Origin of the sequence: Terrihabitans rhizophilus, assembly GCF_033898525.1 — a bacterium.
GTDB lineage: Bacteria > Pseudomonadota > Alphaproteobacteria > Rhizobiales > Methylopilaceae > Flaviflagellibacter > Flaviflagellibacter rhizophilus.
On sequence record NZ_JAXAFJ010000007.1, the window covers coordinates 100,969 to 120,435 of the forward strand.

Genomic DNA, 19,467 nt, shown 5'->3' on the forward strand with positions numbered 1-19,467 from the left:
ACTATGGATGCATGGAAACAGGTCATGGGTTTGAACATGCCGAGCGTCGAGCGTGCCTCCCCGGGTGCAGGGGAAGTCTTCGTGGCCTTCCTGAAGCTGGGTTTGACCTCCTTCGGCGGCCCCATCGCTCATCTGGGTTACTTCCGCGATGAACTGGTGCTCCGGCGCAAGTGGATCGACGAAGCCGGCTATGCGGATATCGTCGCCCTGTGCCAGTTCCTGCCTGGCCCTTCCTCCAGCCAGGTGGGGTTCGCCCTCGGGCTGTTCCGTGGTGGACCTCTGGGCGCGCTGGCCGCCTGGGCCGCGTTCACGCTTCCCTCCGCACTGCTGCTGGTGCTCTTTGCGTTCGGCGCGGGCTTCACCGAAGGACCACTGGCTGCATCCGTCCTGCACGGGCTGAAGCTTGTTGCCGTTGCCGTGGTCGCTCAGGCCGTCTGGGGGATGGCACGTTCCCTTGCGCCGGATCGGCGGAGGGCGGGCATCGTGCTGGCGGCGCTGCTCGTCGTGACATGGGGCGCGGGCGCAGCGGGGCAGGGTTTCGCAATCTTGATGGGTGCGCTGCTCGGCTTGCTTCTGTGCAGAACAGGTGCCACGGTGCCTGCAAACAGGCTCATGATACCTGTGTCGCGGCGCGTCGGCATGATCTCGCTCGCGCTGTTTGCCATTCTACTTCTGGGCCTGCCCGTGCTGGCCGCCGGTCTTCCGCTGCAATCCCTGGCACTGTTCGACGCCTTCTATCGTGCCGGGGCATTGGTGTTCGGGGGAGGGCACGTGGTGCTGCCGCTGCTGCAGGCCGAAGTGGTGGCGCCGGGCTGGGTGGGCGGCGATGCCTTCCTCGCCGGCTACGGTGCGGCACAGGCGGTTCCCGGCCCGCTCTTCACCTTCGCCGCTTATCTTGGCGCAGTCGCCGGGCAGCCGGCCAACGGGCTGGCCGGTGCCGTGCTCTGCCTGCTCGCGATCTTCCTGCCGGGTATGCTGCTGCTCGTGGGCGTCCTGCCCTTCTGGTCTGCCGTGCGGGAGCGTCCGAACGTGCAGGCCGCAATGCGCGGTGCGAACGCAGCCGTCGTCGGCCTTCTGGGCGCCGCGCTCTACGACCCAGTCTGGACCAGCGCCGTTCTAACGCCGCAGGACTTCGCACTCGCCGTGGGCGGATTTGTTGTCCTCACGGTGTGGCAGGCGCCGCCATGGATTGTCGTGCTCGCGATTCCGCTGATGACGGCAGTCTTCCCGCTCATCGCGTAGACGCCCCCGGAGCAATGGGGGCTCGTGTGCGAATAGATACCCCTACTGGGCGACCGGCACCTGGGCGGGCGCGACGGGATCTGCCGCTGGGATCTCCACCGCAGCGGGGGCGACCGCTGGTGCCGCGACCGCGGGAGGAGCCGCAGCGGGAGCCGTCTCCGGAACCGGCAGGCTCGCCAGCGGTGTCTGGGCGACGGGCTGCATAGGCTCGAAGACAGGAAACGGCGATGGCGACTGGTTGCCGGTGCCGCTGCGCGCATCGGCAATCGCCTGGATCACAAGCTTCTGCACGCCCGCGTCGCGGAGGAAGGTCGCGTGCTTCAGGAGCCCGCCGCCGCCGGACGAATCCACCACCTTGATGCCGAGCTTTTCGAGGGCCGCGGATTCCGCACGTCCGACCCTCTTGCCGCCGGCTAGGCTGCCGGACAGGGCAAGGGCGCGGTCGTCGAGTGCTGTGATGACGGTCATCCGACGGTGCATGGTGCCCATGCGCCGCACCGATGCCGAGAAGCCGTCCACGTCGATGTCGGGCGAGGCGAACACGATGGCGCCGAAGCGTGACGCCGCCGTGCGGTTGGCGCTGTAGACCTGCCGCAGGGCCTCGACCGTGAGCATGCTGCCCATGCTATGCGCGACGATGTGCACCCGCCCGACCCCCGGATCCTGCATCAGGCTGTTGAGCATGTCGTTGAGCGCGTCGCGGGACCACACCGCGCTCTCGCGGTCGGCCATGTAGTCGAACACCGAGTTGCGCGAAGGCCAGCTGAACAGAACGGTGCTGCCCCGGAATGTCAGCGCATCCGAGAGCCGCGCGGCATCGAGGGCCGCGCTCTCGAACGTCTCGTTGAAGCCATGGACATAGACCAGCACGTCGCGCGTGCCGCCGCCGGCCAGCCGTAATGCTGGAAGGGGCTCCACCGCCTCGATCTTCCAGTCCGACAGGCCGACCGCCGCCGTCGAGAAGCGTCCGGCATTGTGGGGCGACGCCAACCTGACGCGAACGATGCTGGGCTCCGAGCGTTGCGCCCCGAACCAGGGCCTCTTGAGCGCGTTGCCCTCTGCGTTGCGGGTGGTCACGGCGGTGAGTTCGCCACTGCCGCCGATATCCGAGGGGTAGGTCGCCGCGCTGTCGTTCACGCTCGCCATGCCGGCGCAGCCCGCCGCTAGGCCACCCGCGATCAGGACAACCGACAGACGGCGCACGACGCCGGATAGAAGCGAGGAGGGAGAGCAAGGCATCAGGCGCACCTTCGGCCGCGGCTGCGCGGGACCGGTCGTGATGTTCGGAAATGACATGGCGCGACTCAGTCGCATGCAAACAAGGCACGGCAAGGGCCATGGCCATCGAAAACGATGTTTTCTCAGGCCTTTGCGCGGCGGAAGGGACACGCCGCCAAAAGATTACGTCGGGTCAGGTTCATAGCCGCTCACGTCCCGCTATATCGGTAGCGGGATGAGTCGCGGCTGCCCCTGCGGGCGCGCTGGACTGTCTCTGTCCCTGCCGGAGCTCTCATGTCGCTTCCCGATCCTCATTACGTGGAATGGCTCGTCAGCCAATCCATGCTCGGCCACGCCAAGATGTGCGCCACGAAATATTCCGGCCATGCCCGGCAGTGGCAGCGACCGTATGCGGAAACGCGGCCTCGTGCGGCATCTGCGATGGCCTCGGTCTGGTTCACGGCCTATCCCGCAGCCATCGTGGCGCGCGATGGCGAATCGGTGCTGAAGACCTTGGGCAGCGAGGACCTCTGGCAGGCCTTTGCCTCGATCGGCATCCACGGCATCCACACGGGGCCGACCAAGCGCGCGGGTGGCCTGCAGGGCCGCAGCTACACGCCGACGGTGGACGGCAATTTCGATCGCGTCAGCTTCGAGATCGACCCGGCCTTCGGCACGCAGGAAGAATTCAAGGCGATGAGCCGCATGGCTGCGGCGCACAATTGCATCGTCATCGACGACGTCATTCCGGCCCACACCGGCAAGGGCGCGGACTGGCGGCTCGCCACCATGTTCCACGGCGATTATCCCGGCCTCTACCACATGGTCGAGGTGCGGGCTGACGACTGGGACATGCTGCCGCCGGTGCCCGCCGGCAAGGACAGCGTGAACCTGCTCCCCGACACGGTCGATCAGCTGCGCGATAAGGGCTACATCGTCGGCCAGTTGCAGCGCGTCATCTTCTTCGAACCCGGCGTGAAGGAGACTGACTGGAGCGCCACGGACGTGGTCATGGGCGTCGACGGCGTCGAGCGCCGCTGGGTCTACCTGCATTATTTCAAGGACGGTCAGCCGGCGCTGAACTGGCTGGACCCGACCTTTGCCGCCCAGACGATGATCATCGGCGATGCACTGAACTCGATCGATCTCCTCGGCGCGCGTGGCATCCGGCTGGACGCCAACGGCTTCCTCGGTGCGGAGCGTCGTCCGAACGGTCCCGCGTGGTCGGAAGGCCATCCGCTGTCCGTCGTGGGCAACCAGCTCATCAGCGGCATGGTGCGTAAAGTCGGCGGCTTCACCTTCCAGGAGCTGAACCTGACGGTGGACGACATCGCATCCATGTCGGTCGGCGGCGCGGACCTGTCCTACGACTTCATCACGAGGCCGGCCTACCATCACGCTCTGGTGACGGGAGATGCGGACTTCCTGCGCATGATGCTGCGCAAGGTGCACCAATTCGGGCTGGATCCGGCTTCGCTGATCCATGCCCTTCAGAACCACGATGAGCTGACGCTCGAACTGGTCCATTTCTGGACCGCGCACGCGCAGGACCGCTATCAGTTCAAGGGTGAGGAAATCCTCGGCATCGTGCTGCGCGACCATGTGCGCCATGCGATGTACGACGCCATTTCAGGCGAGGCGGCGCCCTACAACCTCAAATTCGTGACCAATGGCGTGGCTTGCACCACGGCCAGCGTCATCGCGGCTGCGCTCAAGATAGCGGATCTGGACGCGATTACCGACGAGCAGGCCGCCCTGATCCAGCGCATCCACCTGCTGCTGGTGATGTACAACGCATTCCAGCCTGGCGTATTCGCGCTCTCGGGCTGGGATCTCGTCGGGGCACTTCCGCTCGCCGCGGACGACGTCGCCGACCTGATGGGCGACGGCGACACCCGCTGGATCAACCGGGGCGCCTATGACTTGGCGGACATGAACCCGGATGCCACGCAGTCGGTGGCCGGCCTTCCAAAGGCACGTTCCCTTTATGGCTCATTGTGCGAGCAGCTGAAGAATCCCGATTCGTTCTCGGTGCAGCTCAAGAAGCTGCTGGCGGTCCGGCAGGCCTATGACATCGCGGCGGCGCGCCAGATTCTCATACCGGACGTGCAGTCGCCGGGCCTGCTTGTGATGGTGCACGAACTGCCGGCCGAGCGCGGCGTGCAGGTGACGGCCCTCAATTTCAGCGGCGCGGCGATCGAGGAAACCATCAACCTGCCCGGCATCCCGCCTGGTCCGGTGGTGGACATGATCAACGAGCGTGTCGAGGGGGACCTCTCGGAGACGGGAGACTTCAAGATCCACCTGGACCCTTATGAGGGTCTTTCCCTTCGCGTGGTCCAGACCCTCTCCTCGCTGGTGTGACAGCAGTTGCGGGCAGCCGCTCCTAAGCGGGAGTGGCTGCATCCGCAGGGAGCACGCCGTCGTCCTTCAACTCCTGCCAGAGCGCGGCAGGGATCGGCTGGGCGATCAGCCCCGCATTGTCCTGCACCTTGCGGGCGTGCTTGGCGCCGGGGATGACGGCCGAAACCACGGGATGGGCGGCGCAGAACTGCAGCGCGGCCGCGCGGATATCGACGCCGTGGCGCTCGCAGATCGCAGCGATGCGGTCGCGCTTGGCCACCATCTCCGCCGGAGCGTCCTGATATTCGAAGGTGCGGCCGCCCGCCAGCAGCCCCGAATTGTAGGGGCCGCCAACCACCACATTCACCCCGCGCTCGGCACACATCGGAAAGAGACGATCGAGCGCCGGCTGGTTCAAGAGGCTGTAGCGGCCGGCGAGCAGGAAAAGGTCGGGATCGGACTGCTCGAGCGCCAGTTCGCATGGTTCGGTCAGGTTCACGCCCAGTCCCCAGCCCTTGATGATGCCTTCCTCGCGAAGCCTGATCAGGGCTTTGGCCGCTCCGTCCATCGCCGTGGCGAACAGGTCCTTCCACGCATCGCCGTGATGGTCGGCCGCGAGGTCATGGATGAAGGCCACGTCGATGCGTGAGATGCCGAGACGCTGGAGGCTGTCCTCCACGCTGCGCAAGGTGCCGTCATAGGAGTAGTCGTAGCGCACCCGGAAGGGCAGGCCCTGCACGAAGGGCGGATTCTCGGCGCCTTCCTCGGCGCTGAGCAGCCGGCCCACCTTGGTCGAGAGCACATATTCATCGCGGGGATACCCCCGCAGCACCTCGCCGAAGCGGTGCTCGGACAGGCCGCTGCCGTAGTGCGGAGCGGTGTCGAAGTAGCGGACGCCTGTCTGCCAGGCAGCGTTCAGCGCCGCACGAGACGTCTCCTCGTCCACCACATCGAACATATTGCCGAGCGGCGCACCGCCGAAGCCGAGAGGACCGGGCGGTGCAAAATGTTCGGGGTTCATAGCCTGTCCTTCACGTGATCCATGGCAAGGCAGGGTCACGCGAGAACACGGCTGCCGTGTGGCAGGGTTTCAGAACGCATAGAGGTCCGGCTGCAGGACGCGAACCATGCCGCTGTCCTCGATCTTCCCGGCATCGAATTTGCGGCTGGCAACGGCAGCAAATTGCGGGCGGAACCGCTCGAAGCGGCTGATCGCCGGGTCAGTGGCTCCCGGCTCCATGGCGTAGATGACGTCGACTGTGGTCGAGACGACGACGGCCTTCTCGCCATCGGTCATCTGCCATCGAAGTTCGGTGGTGCTGGCCAGGGGATCGCGTCCCATGTCAGTCAGGGGCATCGGCAATCCTCCTTCTCGTGTTGGCTGTGTTAGGTGCGGGCAAGGCTGACATAGCGCGCCTTGCCCGAGGTGACACCCTTAGTCTTCGTCGTCTTCGCCGAACAGCATGTCCAGCGTGTCGATGATATCCTCGACCTGCTCGGCCGTGGCGTTGACGGAGAAGGTGCTGCCGTCCTCCGCCTCGATGGTCAGTTGCACGTTGTCATCGTCTTCGGACGGCACGGCAAGGAAACGGGCGAGGGTCTTGGGTGCGGTCATGGCGATCTCCGGGGGGCGCAGCGCGGCTTTTTGGTGCCACGCCCGCGTCGGCGGAGAACACGCCCGGATCGCGCCGGCTTGTCAATGAGCGGATTGAGCCGCGAAGACCCGGTAACGCTCCGGCACGACGCCGACCACTTCACCGATCCTAGGCTCGTGCCCGGAACTGATGGCGGCTTCCAGCGTGGCCGTGCCGCCCTCCACCGGAACCTGCAGATCGACGCGGTGCGTGGGGCCGAACCGGCGCACGGCAAGAACCTCGCCGCGAAGCGCGTCGGCGCTCGGCAGCGTGATACCGATGTCATGCGGGCGCAGGAAAAGCTGCGCCGGGCCGGAGGCCACGCCCTGGGAATCGAGGTTGAGGTGCTGGGCACCGATCCTCACGCCGCCGTTTTCCACCTGGACCGGCAGGGCGACGGATTCGCCGATGAAGTCGTGCACGAAGGCCGAAGCCGGCGCGTCGTAGACCTCGCCCGGCGTGCCGACCTGCTCGATCTTGCCGCGGCCCATCACCACCACGCGGTCGGCCACCTCGAGGGCTTCTTCCTGATCGTGCGTCACGAGAACCGAGGTCACGTGCAACTCGTTGTGCAGGTCGCGCAGCCAGCGGCGCAGATCCTTGCGGACCTTGGCATCAAGGGCGCCGAACGGCTCGTCCAGCAGCAGCACCTTTGGCTCGATGGCAAGGGCGCGAGCCAAAGCCACCCGTTGCCTCTGGCCGCCGGAGAGCTGGGTCGGATAGCGCTGGGCCAGCGAACCGATCTGCACGAGTTCCAGAAGCTTCTCGACCCGCGTGCGGATCTCGGCTTCCGATTTCCGCACCTTGCGCGGCCGGACGCGGAGGCCGAAGGCGATGTTGTCGAACACGTTCATGTGCCGGAACAGCGCGTAATGCTGGAAGACGAAGCCGACATCGCGTTCCTTGACGCTGAGGCTCAAGGCGTCGCGCCCGTCGAAGCGGATGTCTCCGGCATCCGGCCATTCAAGCCCGGCGATGATGCGCAGCAGCGAGGTCTTGCCCGAACCTGACGGCCCCAGCAGCGCAATGAGCTCGCCGGACTTGATGTCCAGGCTGACATTGTCGAGTGCCTTGAAGGAGCCGAAGCTCTTCGAGACGGCGTGGACGTCGATCTTCATGCCTTGTGGTCTTTCGCGAGGCGATGTTCGAGTACGGTCTTCAGGACCAGGGTGACGAGCGCAAGCAGCGCGAGAAGGGAGGCGACCGCAAAGGACGCCGCAAACTGGTACTCGTTGTAGAGGATTTCGATGTGGAGGGGCATGGTGTTCGTCTCGCCACGGATATGGCCCGAGACCACCGACACCGCCCCGAACTCGCCCATGGCGCGCGCATTGCTCAGCAGCACGCCGTAGAGCAGCGCCCATTTAATGTTGGGCAAGGTCACCTTCAGGAAGGTGAGAAAGCCCGGCGCGCCGAGCGAGATGGCCGCTTCCTCCTCCGCCGTCCCCTGTTCCTGCATCAGCGGGATCAATTCGCGTGCAACGAACGGGAAGGTGACGAACACCGTCGCCAGCACAATGCCCGGCAGGGCGAAGATGATCTTGATGTCGTTGTCGATGAACCAGCTGCCGAACAGCCCCTGAGCCCCGAACATCAGGACGAACACAAGCCCCGCGACGACGGGAGAGACGGAGAAGGGCAGATCGATGAACGAGATCAGCACGCTCTTGCCGGGAAATTCGAACTTGGCGATGGCCCAGGCCGCGCACAGGCCGAACACCACGTTCAGCACCAGCGAGATCGCGGCGGCCACGAGCGTCAGGTAGACGGCATGGAGCGCATCCGTCTCGTGAAGGGCGGCAAGATAGACGTCCCAGCCTCGCGAGAGTGCCTGCGCGAAGACCGTCACCAGCGGCAGCACGATGAACAGGGACAGGAACGCGACTGCGAGGCCGATCAACGCATAGCGCACCGCTGCGGGTTCGGTGTTGACCGGCCGTGGAGCTGGGGCGGGCTTGGCCTCGGCACGGGCATCTGCCGGCAGGAAGGTGGCGTCTGCGACACTCATGGCTGCCTCACGGACGACGATGCGCTTCGGACCATGCCTGAAGCCTGTTGATGATGAGGAGCAACACGAAGGACGCGACCAGCATGATCACCGCGATGGCGGTGGCGTCCGCGTAACGGAACTCCTCCAGCCGGATGACGATGAGCAGCGGCGCCACTTCCGACACGTTCGGCAAATTGCCGGCGATGAAGATGACCGAGCCGTACTCGCCTACCGCGCGCGCAAAGGCCAGCGCGAAGCCGGTGAGAAGCGCGGGAAGGAGCGTCGGCACCACGACGCGCAGGATCACCTGGAACCGCGATGCACCGAGGCTGGAAGCCGCCTCCTCAAGCTCGCCGTCGAGGTCCTGGAGCACCGGCTGCACCGTGCGGACGACGAAGGGTAGGCCGATGAAGACCAGAGCCACATAGATGCCCAGCGGCGTGTAGGCGACCTTGATGCCGAGCTGCGCGAGCAGCCCGCCGAGCCAGCCGTTCTCCGCGTAAAGCGCAGTGAGCGCGATGCCGGCGACTGCGGTGGGCAGAGCGAAGGGGATGTCCACGATGGCGTCGAACACGCGGCGTCCGGGGAACTCATACCGGGTCAGCGCCCACACCACGACGGAGCCGAGCACGATATTGGTGAGAGCGGCCAGAAACGCGATGCCGAAGCTGATCTTCAGCGCATTCAGCACCCGCGTGCTGGTGATGATGGTCAGGAAGTGGTCGAACGACAGCGTTGCCGTCTTGAGGAAAAGCCCGGCCAACGGGATCAGGATGATCAACGTCAGCCAGGCGATGGTGATGCCGAGCGTGATCCCGAAGCCCGGGAGCACGCTCTTCTCGCGACGGATCCTGCCGGATCGGCCAACAGCTGTGGCGGTCATGGTCGATCCGGCCTTGTCTTACTTCGTGTAGATCTTGTCGAAGGTGCCGCCGTCGTCGAAGTGCTCCTTCTGGGCCTTGCGCCAGCCGCCGAAGGCATCGTCGATCGTCACAAGCTCGACCTTGGCGAACTTGTCCTTGTACTTCTCGGCCACCGTCTCGTCACGCGGACGGTAATAGTTCTTGGCCGCGATCTCCTGGCCTTCCGGCGAGTACAGGTACTTGAGGTAGGCCTCGGACACGGCGCGCGTGCCCTTCTTGTCGACCACCTTGTCCACCACTGCGACCGTCGGCTCAGCCAGGATGGACAGGCTGGGCGTCACGATCTCGAACTTTTCCGGCCCCAGTTCAGCGACCGAAAGATAGGCCTCGTTCTCCCAGGCCAGCAGCACGTCGCCCTGTCCGCGCTCGGTGAAGGTGACGGTGGAGCCGCGTGCACCCGTGTCGAGCACCGGCACGTTCTCCAGCAGCTTCTTGACGAAGTCCTGTGCCTTCTCGTCGCTGCCATAGGCCTTCTTGGCGTAGGCCCATGCGGCGAGGTAGTTCCAGCGGGCGCCGCCGGAGGTCTTGGGATTAGGGGTGATGACCTGCACGCCCGGCTTCACCAGATCGTCCCAATCCTTGATGCCCTTGGGGTTACCCTTGCGGACCAGGAACACGATGGTCGAGGTGTAGGGTGCCGCATTGTCGGGCAGGCGCTTCTGCCAGTCCTTCGCGATGTAGCCCTTGTCGGAAATCGCATCCACGTCATAGGCGAGCGCCAAGGTCACGACGTCGGACTCGATGCCGTCGATGACGGAGCGGGCCTGCTTGCCCGAGCCGCCATGGCTCTGCTTCACCGTGACGGTGTCCTCGGGGTGCTCGGACTTCCACTTGGCGGCGAACGCCTTGTTGAAGGCGACGTAGAGCTCGCGCGTCGGGTCATAGGACACGTTCAGCAGCGAGATATCCGCCGCGAATGCGGGAGCGGCGATGAGCGCCGCTGCCACCGTCAAGGTCAACTTCCTGAACATCGAAGCCCCCTAATCCGTCTATTCGGATGTTGTTCGAAGGCGCTATGTCTACCCAGCTGGTACCGGGTGTCAACATTAAACATCACAGGATTGGTAGATTTATTATTCTACACACTTAAGATGTTTAACCCGGAATGTGGATGCCGCATTCGGTCTTGCCCGTGCCTCGCCAGCGGCCGGCACGCGGCGCCTCGCCGTCCTTCGTGCGGCTCGTGCAGGGCATGCAGCCGATGGAGGAGAAGCCAAGGGGCTGCAGCGGATGCAGGGGGAGGTGATGGCTTACGAAATAGGACTGGATGTCCTGCGCGTTGAAGTTGGCGAGCGGGTTCACCTTGATGCGGGGCCCATCGGCTTCGACCATCGGCAAGGCAGCGCGGCTGTCGCCGTGATAGCGCTTGCGCCCGTTCAGCCAGGCGCCGAAACCGTTCAGCGCCCGCCCGAGGGGCGCGACCTTGCGGAAGCCGCAGCAGGCATTCGTGTCAGTGGCCCACAGCATGTTCTCAGGGTCGAGCCGCGCCTGTTCCTCGACATCCGGTGTGAAGATACGGATGTCCTTCAGGCCGATCTCCTCACGCAACTGATCGCGATAGGCGAGAGTCTCCTCGAACAGCATCCCCGTATCGAGAAACAGCACCGGCACATCCGGGTCGATCTGCGCCACCATGTGCAGCAACACGGCGGATTCCGTGCCGAACGAGGAAACGGAGGCGATGCCGCCTTCGAACCGCTCTGCGAGGATGGCCTCAAGCACCTGCAGAGGCTGCTTGTCGGTGAGGCGCGCATCCAGATCGCGCGCTCTCTCCACGAGGTCTGCGGACGAGGTCTCAGCAAGATCGAACATGCTAGTTCACGCTTTCCAGTGAAGCTGTCTGTGGTGATGTGGCGGTGCCGGCACGAGAGCGCCAGGGCCGGGACCGGCGCACCACCTGCCCGACGATGAGGAGGGCTGGGCCGTGCCCGGCCTGTTCCACCAAGGCTGGCAGTTCGTGGAGCCATCCCGCCACGTAAGCCGCGTCCGGCCGTGTTCCCCGCGCCAGAACGGCCACCGGCGTTTCCGCGCTCATGCCCGCGCCGATCAGCCCGTCCGAGATCAGGGGCGCACTGGCCTTGCCCATATAGATGGCCAGTGTCGTGTCGGTGCCGGTTAGGCTTGCCCAATCGACGGCCGCCGCATCGGCTGCGCGGTGGGCGGTGAGGATCGTCAGCCGCGCGGCTTCCCGGCGCTGCGTTAGGGGAAGCTCGGCCTCAGCGGCGCAGCCGAGCGCGGCGGTGATGCCGGGAACGACGACCACCTGGATGCCTGCGTCCTGCAGGGTTTCCATCTCCTCGCCGCCGCGTCCGAAGACAAAGGGATCGCCGCCCTTGAGGCGAACGACGCGCAGCCCGCGCTGGGCCGCGGAGACAAGTTCGAAATTGATGGCGTCCTGCGCCACGCACGGCATGCCGGCACGCTTGCCGACGAAGATGCGCTCGGCGTCGCGCCGCGCGAGATCAAGCACCTCGGCACTGACGAGGTCGTCGTGAAAAATGATATCGGCATCCTGCAGCACGCGTAGTGCCTTCAGCGTCAGCAGTTCCGGGTCGCCGGGGCCGGCGCCCACGAGGTAGACCGTGCCCTGCCGCGGCACGGGACCTTCGGCCTCGGTCTGCGCGATCAATCCGTCGAGCGCAGCCGTGCCCTCTTCCATGCGGCCTGCGAGCACCGACGCACCGATCGGGCCGTCCACAACGGTCTCCCAGAACTTGCGGCGGTCCGCGACGTCCGGGGCCGCTTGCCCCAGCCGCTCGCGGCGGGAGCCGATGAGGTCGGCTAGGGCGCCGAGGCGAGCAGGAAGCAGGCTTTCCAGCCGTGCGCGCAGGCGTCGCGCCAGCACGGGTGCCGCGCCCTCCGTGCCGATGGCAGCCAGGACAGTGCCGCGATCGATGATGGCCGGCGTGATGAAGCTGCACAGTTCGGTGCGATCCACCACGTTCACCGGTACGCCGAGTTCTCGGGCGCGGGCGGAGATGGTGCCATCCACCGGGTCGCCGGCGGAACTCACCACGAGGCTCGCGCCGGTCAGGTCGACCGTCTGCGGGTTGCCTGCGGGATGAAGGGTAACGTGCCCTTCCTCCGCCAGCTCCTGTATCTCGTGCGAAGGGGAATCCGTATGGACGCGGATGTGCGCGCCCGTCTTCATCAGCAGGCGGATCTTGTTCAGCACCGGCTCGCCGCCGCCGAACACCAGCACCGGACGATCCTTGAGATCGATGAAGATAGGAAAATAGCGCATCGGTCCCGGCCCGGCCCCGATTTGGGCCCAGCCGGTCACATAACACCGCGCCTCTGCCGGTTAAAGGGGCTGAACTACAGGTCTGGATTGTTGAACGATGTGAGGCCGCGCTTCATCAGGCAATCCCAGGCCTCCTCGGCACTCGATGCGAACTCGAAGAGCTGGAGATCGTCGGCCTCGATCATGCCTTCCTCCAGAAGGGCTTCGAAGTTGATGATCCGCGTCCAGTAGTCCCGGTCGAACAGGACGATGGGAACCGTCGGTGCCTTGCCGGTCTGCCTCAGCGTCAGGATCTCGAACAATTCGTCGAGCGTGCCGAAGCCGCCGGGAAACACGACGAGCGCGGATGCCCGCATGGCCAGATGCATCTTCCGCATCGCGAAGTAGTGGAAGAGAAAGGTGAGATCGGGCGTGGAATAGGCGTTCGGCTCCTGCTCGAAGGGCAGGCGGATGTTGAACCCCACCGAAGGCGCGCCGGCGTCGCACGCGCCGCGATTGGCTGCTTCCATGATGCCGGGTCCGCCACCGGTCGCAATCACATTGTGGCGCTTGCCGTCCTTCGGATGGAGCGCGCCTCCCTCCCGCGACGCGATTTCGGCAAAGCGGCGAGCTTCCTCGTACCAGCGTGCCGAACTGCTTCCCGGCCGTGGGCGTGTTCCCGCCGGTAGCGGTGCGCTGGCGTCCCGGGGATGAGGGCTTCCGCCCGGCAGGATGCGCGCGCTGCCGAACACGACGATGGTGGAGCACACGCCCCACCGGCGCAGGCCTTCCTCCGCCTTGGCGTATTCCAGCAAAAAGCGCACGCCGCGCATCGAATCTCCCATGAGGAAGGCCGGATCGGCGGCGGCGAGACGGTAGGCCATGGCCTCCATCTGCGGATTGTTGTGCGGGTGCGGCCCGGCCTCGGGCGGCTTGCTATCGAACGGTTTCATGAGTGCAGGAACGCAAAAGGCCGGACCAAAGGTCCGGCCTTGTTCGTCGCGGAGCGGATCAGTAGCCGGTGCGGGCGCTGACCAGATAGCCGCCTTCGGTGTGGCACACCACGTTCGAGGTGCGCTCGTAGCGCGGATAGATCAGGGTGACTTCGGCTTCCACGCGATGGCCGCCATCCGGCTTCGGGCTCACCGAATCGATGGCGCCGACTTCCGAGTCGAAGGCTCCGTCGCGGCGGGCGGTGTCGAGCAGGCCACGGGCGCAGGCGCGCACGGCCTCGTCGGCGGTTTCATCCACGCGCCGTTCAACATAGACGCGACGCGGAGGCGGGGGAGGTGCTTCCTCGATGTAGACGCGATCCGGCTCACGAGCGGCGCTGGCAATGGCGGCACCCGCGATGAGGCCCACCCCGAGACCGACCCCGACTGCGGCACCGCTTCCGTGGTGATGGCGATGATCGACCTTGATGAGTGCGGGCGCGGACTCGATGGCTGCTGCACGCAGCGACACCGTCGGCATGGCGCTGGCCGGAAGGCTGGCGAAGACAATCGCGGAAGCGGCCGCCGAAGAGATGAGGAGACGAGAGAGACGCATGACAGATGACCCTGTGCCCCGTCCGGAGCCGGTGCGGCCCCCCTCGGACCGCTGATGCCGTATCATGCGGGAATATGGCTGAATGACGGGTGAACGCCGGTCAGAACCTGTCGCGCGCCGCATAGTAGAGCATGGCCAGCACCAGCAATGGCTGGCGCAGCGCCGCGCCGCCCGGAAATGCCGGAACCGGCAGGCGGGAGAGCAGCTCGAAATCCCGGCTGTTGCCCAGCACCGTCTCGGCCAGCACCGCACCGGCGAACGGCGCGAGCGCGACGCCCTGACCGGAATAGCCGGCGGCGATCAGAACATTGCCGTCCATGCGCCGCACCAGCGGATAGCGCGTCTGGGTAATGCCGACCACGCCGCTCCAGGCATAGTCGAACCGCAGCGCCGCATGATCCGGGAACACCCGCTTCAGCGCCTCGTGCACCAGCCGGGCAGGATCCCGGACGGGTGTGGTCGAATAGCTTTCACCGCCACCGAACAGGAGACGGCGATCTTCGGTCGGCCGAAAATAGTTCACGACGAAACGGCTGTCCGCCACCGCCATGTCGGTGGCGAGGTAATCGTCCAGCCGCGCGCCCAGCGGTTCGGTAACCGCAACGGTACTGGCGATGGGCAGGATGCGTGCATCGGCGTCCGCGGAGAGGCCTTTCATCAGGCTGTCGCCCGCCAGGATCAGCCAGTCGGCGGTGACGACACCGGCCGGCGTGTGGATGCGAACCGGACTTCCCGGCTCCACGCGCAAGGCTTCCGTCTGCTCGTGCAGCGCCACGCCCAGCCCGGCTGCGGCTTCTGCAAGGCCGCGCACGAAGGCCAGCGGGTTCAGATGTCCCCCGCCATAATCCACCATGCCGCCGTGATAGCCGGGAGCTTTTACAAGCGCCTGAAGTGCGTTGCGGCCGATGGGCGCCACGCCTTCATACCCGTACCGCGCCCTTAGATGCTCCGCATAGGCATGCGTGTGAGGCACGAACCTGGCGCGATGGTCGGCATAGATGAGGCCGCGTTTCCGGCCGCATTGAATATCGTACCGGCTGATGCAGCCGTCGAGATGGGCGATGGCTGCCTGGCCGAGGTCCCAGAGCTGGCGCGCAACCTTTTCGCCGAAGGCCTTCTCCAGCGCGAACTGGTCCCGTCTCAGGCCGGAATGGATTTGTCCGCCGTTTCGCCCCGAGGCTCCGGAGCCCGCCGCTCCTTTCTCGAGGACGACGACGCGCAATCCACGCTCGGCCAGCCGCAAGGCAGCGCCGAGCCCGGTGAAACCCGCCCCGACCACGCAGACATCGGCCCGCACATCACCGTCGAGAGGCGGAAAGGCCCTGAGCGACGGGGTCGACGCGTCGTAATAGGTGGCGGGCCGGCTCACACGTTCAGCAGGAGATATTCCCGCTCCCACGGGCTGATCACCCGCATGAACGTCTCGTATTCACCGCGCTTCAGGGCCGCATAGGTCGACGTGAAGGTGGGCCCCAGCAGTGCGCCCAACTCATCGCATTCCTCGAACGCCGAGACCGCCTCGAGCAGCCCGCGTGGAAGGGCGTAGTCCAGCCCGTGCGCGGAGCCTTCGACGGGCGCCGTCGGCTTCTCCGCCTCGATCAGGCCGAGATAGCCACAGGCGAGGCTCGCTGCGAGCGCGAGATAGGGATTGGCATCGGAGGAGGGGATGCGGTTCTCCACGCGCCGTGCGGCGGATCCGGCGGGCGGGACTCGAATGCCCGTGGTGCGGTTGTCGTAGCCCCATGCCACGTTGATGGGCGCGGTCGCGGCCTTGGTGAGCCGGCGATAGGAGTTCACGTAAGGCGCAAGGATGCACATGACCTTGGGCAGGTATTTCTGCTGGCCGGCGATGAAGTGGAAGAAGGCTTCCGTCGGCTCGCCGTCCTCGCCGGAGAAGATGTTGCGGCCCTTCTCGTCCCACACGGATTGGTGGATGTGCATGGCCGAGCCCGGCTCGTTGGCAATCGGCTTGGCCATGAAGGTGGCGTAGATGTTGTGTGCCAGAGCCGCCTCGCGGATCGTGCGCTTGAACATGAACACCTGGTCGGCCAGCGCCAGCGGATCGCCGTGGCGCAGGTTGATCTCCATCTGCGCCGCCCCCTCCTCATGGATGAGGGTGTCGATGGCGAGGCCCTGTGCCTCCGAGAAATCGTAGATGTCCTCGAACAGGTCGTCGAACTCGTTCACCGCCGAGATGGAGTAGGAGACGCGCCCCGTTTCCGGTCGACCGGAGCGGCCGATGGGTGGCTCGAGCGGGTAATCGGGGTCGGTGTTCGGCTTGACGAGATAGAACTCGATCTCCGGCGCGACGACGGCATTCCAGCCCTTCTTGGCGTAAAGATCGATGACGCGCCGCAGCAATTGGCGTGGCGCCACCTCCACCGGCTCACCGCGCCGGCTGAAGCAGTCGTGGATCAGCTGCGCGGTGGGGTCGCTCGCCCACGGCACCACGGCGAGCGTAGAAAAGTCCGGAACGAGGACGAGATCGGCGTCGGCCGGATCGCCCGCGCCCGGCACGTCGTCGTCCGGGTACTCGCCGGAGATGGTCTGGTGGAAGATGGACGAGGGCAGGTTCATCGCCGGGGCGTTGAAGAACTTCGACACCGGCATGATCTTGCCGCGTGCCACGCCGGCCTGGTCCGGCACGACGCATTCAAGTTCCTCGATACCGCGTGCCTTCAGCCACGTTCGGGCTTCGTTGACATCGGCAACGCCGCGCAGGGAAGCGGCGGTATCCTTGGGGGCTTTTTTCTTGCTCATCATACTTTGCGTCGGCCAAAGCCTTGTCCCCAGTCATTGGACAGGCATGGCCCGGACCCGAGGTCCGGTGGCGCTCCGTTCTGGTGCGGCGGGCGATGTCGCCCTCCGATCAGGCGGCATGGTGCCGGTCGGCGGCGAGGGCGTCAACCGCGGCGCGCGATGTTGAAGCGTCAGCCGACTGGATGCTTGTGCGATGCGCAGGGGCTTCGTAACCTGCGGCCACGACTTGGTTCTTCCTTTCGTGAAGTGAGCCCGGAACATGAGATTTCGCCTGCTTCGACCCTTCGCCGCCGTCATGGCTGCCGCAATCTCGCTCGGGGCCGCCGGCGGCGCCGCGGCCGAGGAAATCCGCATCTACAACTGGTCGGACTATATCGACGACCAGATCCTGAAGGATTTCACGGCCGAGACGGGCATCAATGTCGTCTACGACACGTTCGACACCAACGAGTTGCTGGAAACCAAGCTGCTTACCGGTTCGACCGGCTACGACATCGTGGTGCCGACGGCGACCTTCCTGAGCCGCCAGATCAAGGCCGGCGTGTTCCAGAAGCTCGACAAGTCGAAGCTGCCGAACCTCAAGAACATGTGGCCCGAGATCCAGGAACGCGTGGCGGTCTACGACCCGGGCAACGAGTATTCCATCACCTATATGTGGGGCACCACCGGCATCGGCTACAATGTCGACAAGGTGAAGGCGGCGCTGCCGAACGCTCCGGTGAACTCCTGGGGTCTCGTCTACGATCCGGCAAACGCCGAAAAGCTGGCATCCTGCGGGATCATGGTGCTGGACTCGGCCGAAGACGTCCTGCCCTCCGTCATGAACTTCGTCGGCGTGACGCCTGACTTCAAGAACAACGCGGACATCGAGAAGGCCGGGGAGCAACTGGACAAGGTGCGGCCGCACATCCGCAAATTCCATTCGGACGAGTGGAAGAACGCGCTGGCCGATGGCGACATCTGCGCGGCGGTGGGATATTCCGGCGACGTCTTCCAGGTGGCCACCCGCGCCGAGGAAGCCGGCAAGGGCGTCAAGATCCAGTACGTGATCCCGAAGGAGGGCGCGCAGCTCTGGTTCGACCAGTTCGCGATCCCTGCCGACGCCCCGAATCCGGAAGGCGCGCTCAAGTTCCTCGACTACATGATGCGGCCGGAGGTCATCGCCAAGGCGACCAACTACGTGGCCTATGCCAACGGCAACCTTGCCTCGCAGCAGTTCGTGGACAAGGAAATCCTCGACAATCCGGCCATCTATCCGGACGCCGAGACGCTGAAGCGCCTCTACACCGTGTCCACAGTCGAGGATCCTCGCCTGCAACGTGTCATCACGCGGACATGGACGCGGGCCAAGACCGGCCAGTAATCCCGATCTCCAGTGGCGTGGCGGGCGCATCTGCCCGCCACCGGAGCCTCCCACCATGCCGTCTGCGCCCACCAAAGCCGCGCTCGGTCCGGTTCGCCGAGCTTTCAGTCCATGGAACGACCCCTCTGCCATCCCGCTGATCCGGTTCGAGAACGTCACTAAGAGGTTCGGTGATTTTACGGCGGTCGATGACCTCACCCTGAACATCTACGAGCGCGAATTCTTCGCGCTGCTCGGCCCCTCGGGCTGCGGCAAGACCACGCTCATGCGCATGCTCGCCGGCTTCGAGGAGCCTACATCCGGGCGCATCCTGCTGGCGGGGCAGGACCTTGTCGGCGTGCCGCCCTACAGACGGCCTGTGAACATGATGTTCCAGTCCTACGCCTTGTTCCCGCACATGAACGTGGCCGACAACGTGGCCTTCGGCCTGAAGCAGGCCAAGATGCCGAAGCCGGAGCGCGAGGCGCGTGTCGAGGAGATGCTCAAGCTGGTGAAGCTGGAGTCCTTTGCCCGCCGCAAGCCGCACCAGCTCTCCGGCGGACAGCGCCAGCGCGTGGCGCTGGCGCGGTCGCTGGCCCTGAAGCCCAAGGTGCTGCTGCTGGACGAGCCGCTAGGCGCGCTGGACCGAAAGCTTCGCGAGGAGACCCAGTTTGAACTGACGGATCTTCAGGTCACGCTCGGCATGACCTTCCTCATCGTCACGCACGACCAGGAAGAGGCTATGACGGTGGCAGACCGCATCGCGCTCATGAATGCGGGGCGCATGGTGCAGGTCGCCACGCCCGGAGAGATCTACGAGCAGCCGGCCTCCCGCTACGTCGCGGACTTCATCGGCGACGTGAACATCATCCCCGGCCGCTACGATGCGGGGGAGGGCGATGCTCGCCTCGTCAGCGAATGGAGCGATGCGCCTATCAAGGTGCCGTTTGCGCCCCAGTTGTCATCGGGAGCGGAGACCTGGCTGGCCCTGCGCCCTGAGAAGATGTCCATTTCGCTGGATGCCCCGCCGCCGGGCACCACCAATGTGCTGCCCGGCGAGGTGTGGGACATCGGCTATCTCGGCGACCTGTCCGTCTACCGGGTGAAGGTGGCGAGCGGTGACATCGTGAAGGTGTCGGTCGCCAACCGCACCCGTCTCGTCGAGCGTCCCATCAGCTGGGAAGACAAGGTCTGGCTTACCTGGTCGCCCGAACAGGGCGTTCTCCTGACCGCCTAGGGGTCCA

18 protein-coding genes are annotated in these 19,467 nt (G+C 65.5%); 4 read left to right on the forward strand and 14 right to left on the reverse strand.

The genetic code is table 11. The features are described from left to right. The first annotated feature begins 24 nt into the window (after nt 1-24). Entirely contained in the window at nt 25-1,242 is a 1,218-nt protein-coding gene (gene chrA, locus SCD90_RS12205) for a chromate efflux transporter (protein ID WP_319844961.1), read from the forward strand. A gap of 42 nt (nt 1,243-1,284) precedes the next feature. Here chrA and SCD90_RS12210 read toward each other — a convergent pair whose 3' ends face one another. After that, entirely contained in the window at nt 1,285-2,538 is a 1,254-nt protein-coding gene (locus SCD90_RS12210; RefSeq protein ID WP_319844962.1) for an alpha/beta hydrolase, read from the reverse strand. A 216-nt stretch (nt 2,539-2,754) separates the two neighbouring features. On the opposite strand from SCD90_RS12210, the gene treS reads away from it, so the two are divergent. Beyond that, nucleotides 2,755-4,824: a maltose alpha-D-glucosyltransferase gene (gene treS, locus SCD90_RS12215; protein ID WP_319844963.1), complete on the forward strand. Its 2,070-nt coding sequence runs from the start codon at nt 2,755-2,757 to the stop codon at nt 4,822-4,824. Nucleotides 4,825-4,846: 22 nt separating this feature from the next. On the opposite strand, the gene SCD90_RS12220 is transcribed toward treS, so the two are convergent. From SCD90_RS12220 to SCD90_RS12280, 13 genes are all read right to left on the reverse strand, one after another. Next, nucleotides 4,847-5,824: an aldo/keto reductase gene (locus SCD90_RS12220; RefSeq protein ID WP_319844964.1), complete on the reverse strand. Its 978-nt coding sequence runs from the start codon at nt 5,822-5,824 to the stop codon at nt 4,847-4,849. Between the two features lie 69 nt (nt 5,825-5,893). Beyond that, nucleotides 5,894-6,160 (reverse strand): hypothetical protein, encoded by a 267-nt coding sequence (locus SCD90_RS12225; RefSeq protein WP_319844965.1) that lies wholly within the window; start codon nt 6,158-6,160, stop codon nt 5,894-5,896. A gap of 78 nt (nt 6,161-6,238) precedes the next feature. Next, nucleotides 6,239-6,418, reverse strand: coding sequence for a hypothetical protein (locus SCD90_RS12230; protein WP_319844966.1), 180 nt, complete (start codon nt 6,416-6,418; stop codon nt 6,239-6,241). A gap of 81 nt (nt 6,419-6,499) precedes the next feature. Next, on the reverse strand, nt 6,500-7,555 hold the full coding sequence (locus SCD90_RS12235) for a sulfate/molybdate ABC transporter ATP-binding protein (RefSeq protein ID WP_319844967.1): 1,056 nt from the start codon (nt 7,553-7,555) through the stop codon (nt 6,500-6,502). Further along, a complete protein-coding gene (gene cysW / locus SCD90_RS12240) occupies nt 7,552-8,445 on the reverse strand; it encodes a sulfate ABC transporter permease subunit CysW (RefSeq protein WP_319844968.1) in 894 nt (297 codons plus the stop codon). Before cysW ends, SCD90_RS12235 begins: the two co-directional genes overlap by 4 nt. Before the next feature lie 7 nt (nt 8,446-8,452). Continuing rightward, the gene (gene cysT, locus SCD90_RS12245; protein WP_319844969.1) at nt 8,453-9,310 is read right to left on the reverse strand and encodes a sulfate ABC transporter permease subunit CysT; all 858 of its coding nucleotides are present in this window, start codon (nt 9,308-9,310) and stop codon (nt 8,453-8,455) included. A gap of 18 nt (nt 9,311-9,328) precedes the next feature. Beyond that, the gene (locus SCD90_RS12250; RefSeq protein WP_319844970.1) at nt 9,329-10,321 is read right to left on the reverse strand and encodes a sulfate ABC transporter substrate-binding protein; all 993 of its coding nucleotides are present in this window, start codon (nt 10,319-10,321) and stop codon (nt 9,329-9,331) included. A gap of 124 nt (nt 10,322-10,445) precedes the next feature. Then, the gene (locus SCD90_RS12255) at nt 10,446-11,162 is read right to left on the reverse strand and encodes a phosphoadenylyl-sulfate reductase (RefSeq protein ID WP_319844971.1); all 717 of its coding nucleotides are present in this window, start codon (nt 11,160-11,162) and stop codon (nt 10,446-10,448) included. Between the two features lies 1 nt (nt 11,163). Then, a complete protein-coding gene (gene cysG / locus SCD90_RS12260) occupies nt 11,164-12,594 on the reverse strand; it encodes a siroheme synthase CysG (RefSeq protein ID WP_319844972.1) in 1,431 nt (476 codons plus the stop codon). A 74-nt stretch (nt 12,595-12,668) separates the two neighbouring features. After that, nucleotides 12,669-13,526 carry an LOG family protein gene (locus tag SCD90_RS12265; protein ID WP_425265683.1) on the reverse strand — a complete coding sequence of 286 codons (858 nt, stop codon included), beginning with the start codon at nt 13,524-13,526 and terminating at the stop codon, nt 12,669-12,671. 58 nt (nt 13,527-13,584) lie between these two features. Beyond that, nucleotides 13,585-14,121, reverse strand: a complete 537-nt coding sequence (locus tag SCD90_RS12270) for a hypothetical protein (protein ID WP_319844973.1) — start codon at nt 14,119-14,121, stop codon at nt 13,585-13,587. 100 nt (nt 14,122-14,221) lie between these two features. Then, a complete protein-coding gene (locus tag SCD90_RS12275) occupies nt 14,222-15,490 on the reverse strand; it encodes an NAD(P)/FAD-dependent oxidoreductase (RefSeq protein WP_319844974.1) in 1,269 nt (422 codons plus the stop codon). Then, nucleotides 15,487-16,881, reverse strand: a complete 1,395-nt coding sequence (locus SCD90_RS12280) for a glutamine synthetase family protein (RefSeq protein ID WP_319845034.1) — start codon at nt 16,879-16,881, stop codon at nt 15,487-15,489. Before SCD90_RS12280 ends, SCD90_RS12275 begins: the two co-directional genes overlap by 4 nt. A gap of 295 nt (nt 16,882-17,176) precedes the next feature. Here SCD90_RS12280 and SCD90_RS12285 point away from each other — a divergent pair, with 295 nt between their 5' ends. Together SCD90_RS12285 and SCD90_RS12290 are read left to right on the forward strand one after the other, a co-directional pair. After that, complete coding sequence (locus SCD90_RS12285; protein ID WP_425265686.1) at nt 17,177-18,244, forward strand: polyamine ABC transporter substrate-binding protein; 1,068 nt, start codon at nt 17,177-17,179, stop codon at nt 18,242-18,244. A 55-nt stretch (nt 18,245-18,299) separates the two neighbouring features. Continuing rightward, entirely contained in the window at nt 18,300-19,460 is a 1,161-nt protein-coding gene (locus tag SCD90_RS12290; RefSeq protein WP_319844976.1) for an ABC transporter ATP-binding protein, read from the forward strand. The last annotated feature ends 7 nt before the right edge of the window (nt 19,461-19,467 follow it).